This is a genomic window from Polaromonas sp. P1_G2 (assembly GCF_056405515.1).
Genome location: NZ_JBFUBY010000289.1, coordinates 1 through 4,929, shown reverse-complemented (window position 1 = coordinate 4,929; position 4,929 = coordinate 1). Strand labels below are relative to the sequence as shown.

General features: G+C 60.8%; 4 protein-coding genes. 3 read left to right on the top strand and 1 reads right to left on the bottom strand.

Features of this window, described 5'->3' with window-relative positions; translation table 11 throughout:
• Positions 1–436: aminotransferase class I/II-fold pyridoxal phosphate-dependent enzyme (locus AC1D0P_RS21665; protein WP_477678639.1), on the bottom strand; the 436-nt coding region annotated here is incomplete at its 3' end.
• A gap of 208 nt (positions 437–644) precedes the next feature.
• On the opposite strand from AC1D0P_RS21665, the gene uvrB reads away from it, so the two are divergent.
• From uvrB to AC1D0P_RS21650, 3 genes are all read left to right on the top strand, one after another.
• The gene (gene uvrB / locus AC1D0P_RS21660) at positions 645–2,768 is read left to right on the top strand and encodes an excinuclease ABC subunit UvrB (protein ID WP_477678638.1); all 2,124 of its coding nucleotides are present in this window, start codon (positions 645–647) and stop codon (positions 2,766–2,768) included.
• 268 nt (positions 2,769–3,036) lie between these two features.
• Complete coding sequence (gene iscR, locus AC1D0P_RS21655) at positions 3,037–3,573, top strand: Fe-S cluster assembly transcriptional regulator IscR (RefSeq protein WP_092128187.1); 537 nt, start codon at positions 3,037–3,039, stop codon at positions 3,571–3,573.
• 102 nt (positions 3,574–3,675) lie between these two features.
• Complete coding sequence (locus tag AC1D0P_RS21650; protein WP_477678637.1) at positions 3,676–4,893, top strand: IscS subfamily cysteine desulfurase; 1,218 nt, start codon at positions 3,676–3,678, stop codon at positions 4,891–4,893.
• The last annotated feature ends 36 nt before the right edge of the window (positions 4,894–4,929 follow it).

The window sequence follows — 4,929 nt, the reverse complement described above, 5'->3', positions numbered from 1 at the left end:
CGACAAAACCGGCCTGGCTGAAAAGTGCGCGGTGGTTTTCCCAGCTCGGGTCGGAAATCAGCACCTTGGCATTGGGGCTGAGCTTCTTGAGGAAGTCGGCGCCCACCTTGAGGCCGCCGGTGCCGCCAATGCCTTGCACGGTGGCAACGCGGCCGCTCTTGACGGGTTCGCTGTCAACGCCGAACACCAGGCCCTTGACGGCGGCGTCGTAGGCGGCGATGCCGTCGATCGGCAGGTAGCCGCGGGCCTTGGGGTCGGCCATCATCTGTTTCTCGGCCGCCTGCACGCACTGCAGCAGGGGGAGTTTGCCGTTGTCGTCGTAGTACACGCCTACGCCCAGGTTGACCTTGGCGGGATTGGTATCGGCATTGAACTGCTCGTTCAGGCCCAGGATGGGGTCACGCGGGGCCATTTCGACAGCGGTAAACAAAGACATGAAATATCCTCAGAGAAGTGAAAAGAAGGCGAAAGCGACGATAGGGGATTCAGGCCACGGATTTAGGTCACAAGCTGACCGGAAAAAAGGCTACAAGAGGTATCAAAAAGGCGATCCGGCGACGATGGGGATTGCAATTCCCATTTTCGGCCGAATGTCGTATTCTGTTTGGTTGCCCTGAATTTTAACGGGGCTTGATCGAGGTTTTATGCCAGAAGCTATAGAAGTCATAACCGAGGTGGCAGGTTCAGCCCCCGGCGAGGGCCAGTTCATCCGTTTCCCGGATTCGCCGTTCGAATTGTTCCAGCCCTATCCGCCGGCGGGCGACCAGCCGCAGGCGATCGAGCAGCTGGTGGAAGGTATCAACGACGGCGAGGTGTTCCAGACCCTGCTGGGCGTGACCGGCTCCGGGAAGACCTTCACCATGGCCAACGTGATCGCCCGGCTGGGCCGCCCGGCCATCGTGTTTGCGCCGAACAAGACGCTGGCGGCCCAGCTGTACAGCGAATTCCGCGAGTTTTTCCCCAAGAACGCGGTCGAATATTTCGTCAGCTATTACGACTATTACCAGCCCGAGGCCTATGTGCCGCAGCGTGACCTTTTCATTGAAAAGGACTCAGCCATCAACGAGCACATCGAGCAGATGCGCCTGTCGGCCACCAAGAGCGTGCTGGAGCGGCGCGACACCATCATCGTCGGCACGGTCAGCGCGATTTACGGCATAGGCGCGCCGGAAGATTACACGCAGATGCGCTTCATCGCGCGCATAGGCGACAAGATGGGCCAGCGCGACGTGATCGCGCGGCTGATCCGCATGCAGTACACGCGCAACGAGCAGGATTTTGCGCGCGGCACCTTCCGGGTGCGGGGCGATGTGATCGACGTCTTCCCGGCCGAGCATTCCGAACTCGCCATACGCATCGAGCTGTTCGACGACGAGATCGAATCGTTGCAGCTGTTCGACCCGCTGACGGGCYGCATCCGCCAGAAAATCCCGCGCTTTGTGGTCTACCCCAAGAGCCACTACGTCACGCCGCGCGACAAGGTCATGACGGCGGTGGAAACCATCAAGCTGGAGCTGTCCGAACGCGTGGCCCAGTTCGTCGCCGACGGCAAGCTGGTGGAAGCCCAGCGCATCGAGCAACGCACCCGTTTCGACCTGGAAATGCTCAGCGAAATCGGCCACTGCAAGGGCATCGAGAACTACACCCGCCACCTGAGCGGTTCGCCGCCGGGATCGCCGCCCTCGACGCTGTGCGACTACCTGCCCAAGGACGCGGTGATGTTCCTGGACGAAAGCCACGTCATGATCGGCCAGCTCAACGCCATGTACAACGGCGACCGGGCGCGCAAGACCACGTTGGTGGAATACGGCTTTCGCCTGCCCAGCGCGCTGGACAACCGGCCGCTCAAGTTCGAGGAGTTTGAGGCCAAGATGCGGCAGGCCATCTTTGTCTCGGCAACGCCCGCGGCCTACGAGCAGGAGCACGCCGGCAAGGTGGTGGAGCAGGTCGTTAGGCCGACCGGCCTGGTCGACCCGCAGGTCGAAGTGCGGCCGGCCACCCACCAGGTCGACGACGTGCTGCAGGAAATCCGCATCCGGGTCGAAAAAAACGAGCGGGTGCTGATCACCACGCTGACCAAGCGCATGGCCGAGCAACTGACCGATTACCTGAGCGACAACGGCGTCAAGGTGCGCTACCTGCACAGCGACGTGGACACGGTCGAGCGCGTGGAAATCCTGCGCGACCTGCGGCTGGGCGCTTTTGACGTGCTGGTCGGCATCAACCTGCTGCGCGAGGGCCTGGATATTCCCGAAGTGTCGCTGGTGGCCATCCTGGACGCCGACAAGGAGGGCTTTTTGCGCGCCGAGCGCAGCCTGATCCAGACCATAGGCCGGGCCGCCCGCAACCTGAACGGCCGCGCCATCCTGTATGCCGACCGGATCACCGATTCCATGAAAAAAGCCATGGGCGAGACCGAGCGGCGGCGCAACAAGCAGATCGCCTTCAACCTCGAGCACGGCATCACGCCGCGCAGCGTGGTCAAGCGCATCCGCGATCTGATCGACGGCGTCTACAGCGAGAAATCGGGCAAGGAAGCCGAAAAGCTCGAGATGCAGAAGGCGTTGGTCGAGGACATGAGCGAAAAAGACATCGCTCGCGAAATCAAGAAGCTGGAAAAGCAGATGATCGAACACGCCAAGAACCTGGAGTTCGAAAAAGCCGCCCGGGTCCGGGATCAGCTGCACAGCCTCAAGGAGCAGGCTTTTGGCGCTCCTGGCACCGACAACGTGCCGCCCGTGACCGTTGCGGGTCAAGCCCGGCTCTGAGTCGCAACGGCGCCAGTAAAGTCTTTCGTTGCACCAATATGGTGCAATGAAGAGCTGGGTCTACGGGTTAGCCCCATGTTTTTGGCGCCGCCAGCGGGAAAAACCCTGCTTGTGTTATACTTGACGAAAACAGTCAAGAACAATACCAGAACAACAAAAAGCCCCCGCGATACCGGTTGACTGACCTGGGCGGCTGGAGGAAGAGTTCCCTGCAAGCCACAAGCTTTCAGGGTGAAAACGACAGTCAAGCCATTTAAAGGAGCTTGTTATGCGCCTCACAACCAAAGGCCGCTTTGCGGTCACCGCGATGATCGATTTGGGACTGCGCCAGAACAACGGCCCGGTTACCCTGGCTGCGATCAGCCAGCGCCAGCAGATTTCCCTTTCTTACCTCGAACAGCTCTTTGGCAAGCTGCGCCGCCATGAACTGGTGGAATCCACCCGTGGCCCCGGCGGCGGTTACACCTTGGGTCGCAAGGCTTCCGAGATCACCGTGGCCGACATCATTGTGTCGGTGGACGAGCCTATTGATGCTACCCAGTGCGGTGGCAAGGAAAACTGCCTGGGCGAAGGCGGCCGTTGCATGACGCACGAACTGTGGGCATCGCTGAACAGCCGCATGGTGGAGTTCCTGGATTCCGTGACCCTGCAAAAACTGGTGGAAGACCAGCTTGCCAAGGGCGTGGTGATCGAGAACACCCCCCAGGTGAAAAAAGCCATTTTCACGGCGCCGGCGGTCAAGCCGATTCGCGTGAACGCGCCGAACTCGGTCTTTGCCCTGGGCAATGCATTTTCCAAATCCTGATGGATCCAGGCCGGGCAACCGCCCGGCTTCATCTCTTTGTGAATTGACGCATTGACCCTTGATCGCGCTGCCAGCCAGCCGTGAATTAAAAAAGCTAGCCACATGGACACCCCACACTTTCCCATCTACATGGACTACAGCGCCACGAATCCCTGCGACCCGCGGGTGGTGGACGCGATGATTCCCTGGTTGCGCGAACATTTCGGCAACCCCGCTTCCCGCAGCCACGCCTGGGGCTGGGAGGCGGAAGCCGCCGTCGAGAAGGCGCGGGGGCAGATCGCCGACCTCATCGGCGCCGACCCTCGCGAGATCGTCTGGACCAGCGGCGCCACCGAGTCCAACAACCTGGCACTCAAGGGCGCAGCCCACTTCTACAAAACCAAGGGCAAGCACATCATCACGGTCAAGACCGAGCACAAGGCCGTTCTTGACACCTGCCGCGAACTGGAGCGCCAGGGTTTTGAAGTGACTTACATGGACGTGCAAGCCGACGGCCTGCTGGACCTGGACGCGCTCAAGGCCGCCATCCGTCCCGACACCATTCTGGTCAGCGTCATGTTCGTCAACAACGAAATCGGCGTGGTCCAGGACATCCCGGCCATTGGCGCCCTGTGTCGTGAAAAAGGCATCATCTTCCATGTGGATGCCGCCCAGGCAACCGGCCGCATCGACATCGACCTGGCCACCTTGCCGGTCGACCTGATGAGCCTGACTTCGCACAAGACCTACGGCCCCAAGGGCATTGGCGCCCTGTACGTGCGACGCAAGCCGCGCGTGCGCCTGGAAGCGCAAATGCACGGCGGCGGCCATGAGCGCGGCATGCGTTCGGGCACGCTGCCCACGCACCAGTGCGTTGGCATGGGCGAGGCCTACCGCATCGCCAAGGCAGAGATGCACGAAGAAAACAAGCGCATCCGCGCCCTGCACGAGCGCATGCTCAACGGGCTCAAGGATGTGGAAGAGGTATTCCTCAATGGCCACGCCGACAAGCGCGTTCCGCACAACCTGAACATGAGCTTCAATTTCGTCGAAGGCGAGTCGTTGATCATGGGCATCAAGGGCCTGGCGGTTTCCAGCGGTTCGGCCTGCACTTCGGCCAGCCTGGAGCCAAGCTATGTGTTGCGCGCCCTGGGCCGCAGCGACGAACTGGCGCACAGCAGCCTTCGCATGACGATTGGCCGCTGGAGCACCGAAGAAGAAATTGACTACGCGGTCGCCACCATCAAGGAAAACGTGGCCAAACTGCGCGAACTGTCTCCCCTGTGGGAGATGTTCAAGGATGGTGTTGATTTGTCCACCATCCAGTGGGCCGCCCACTGAGCGGCATGTCGAACAGCTTAAAGAGGTAAACAAAAT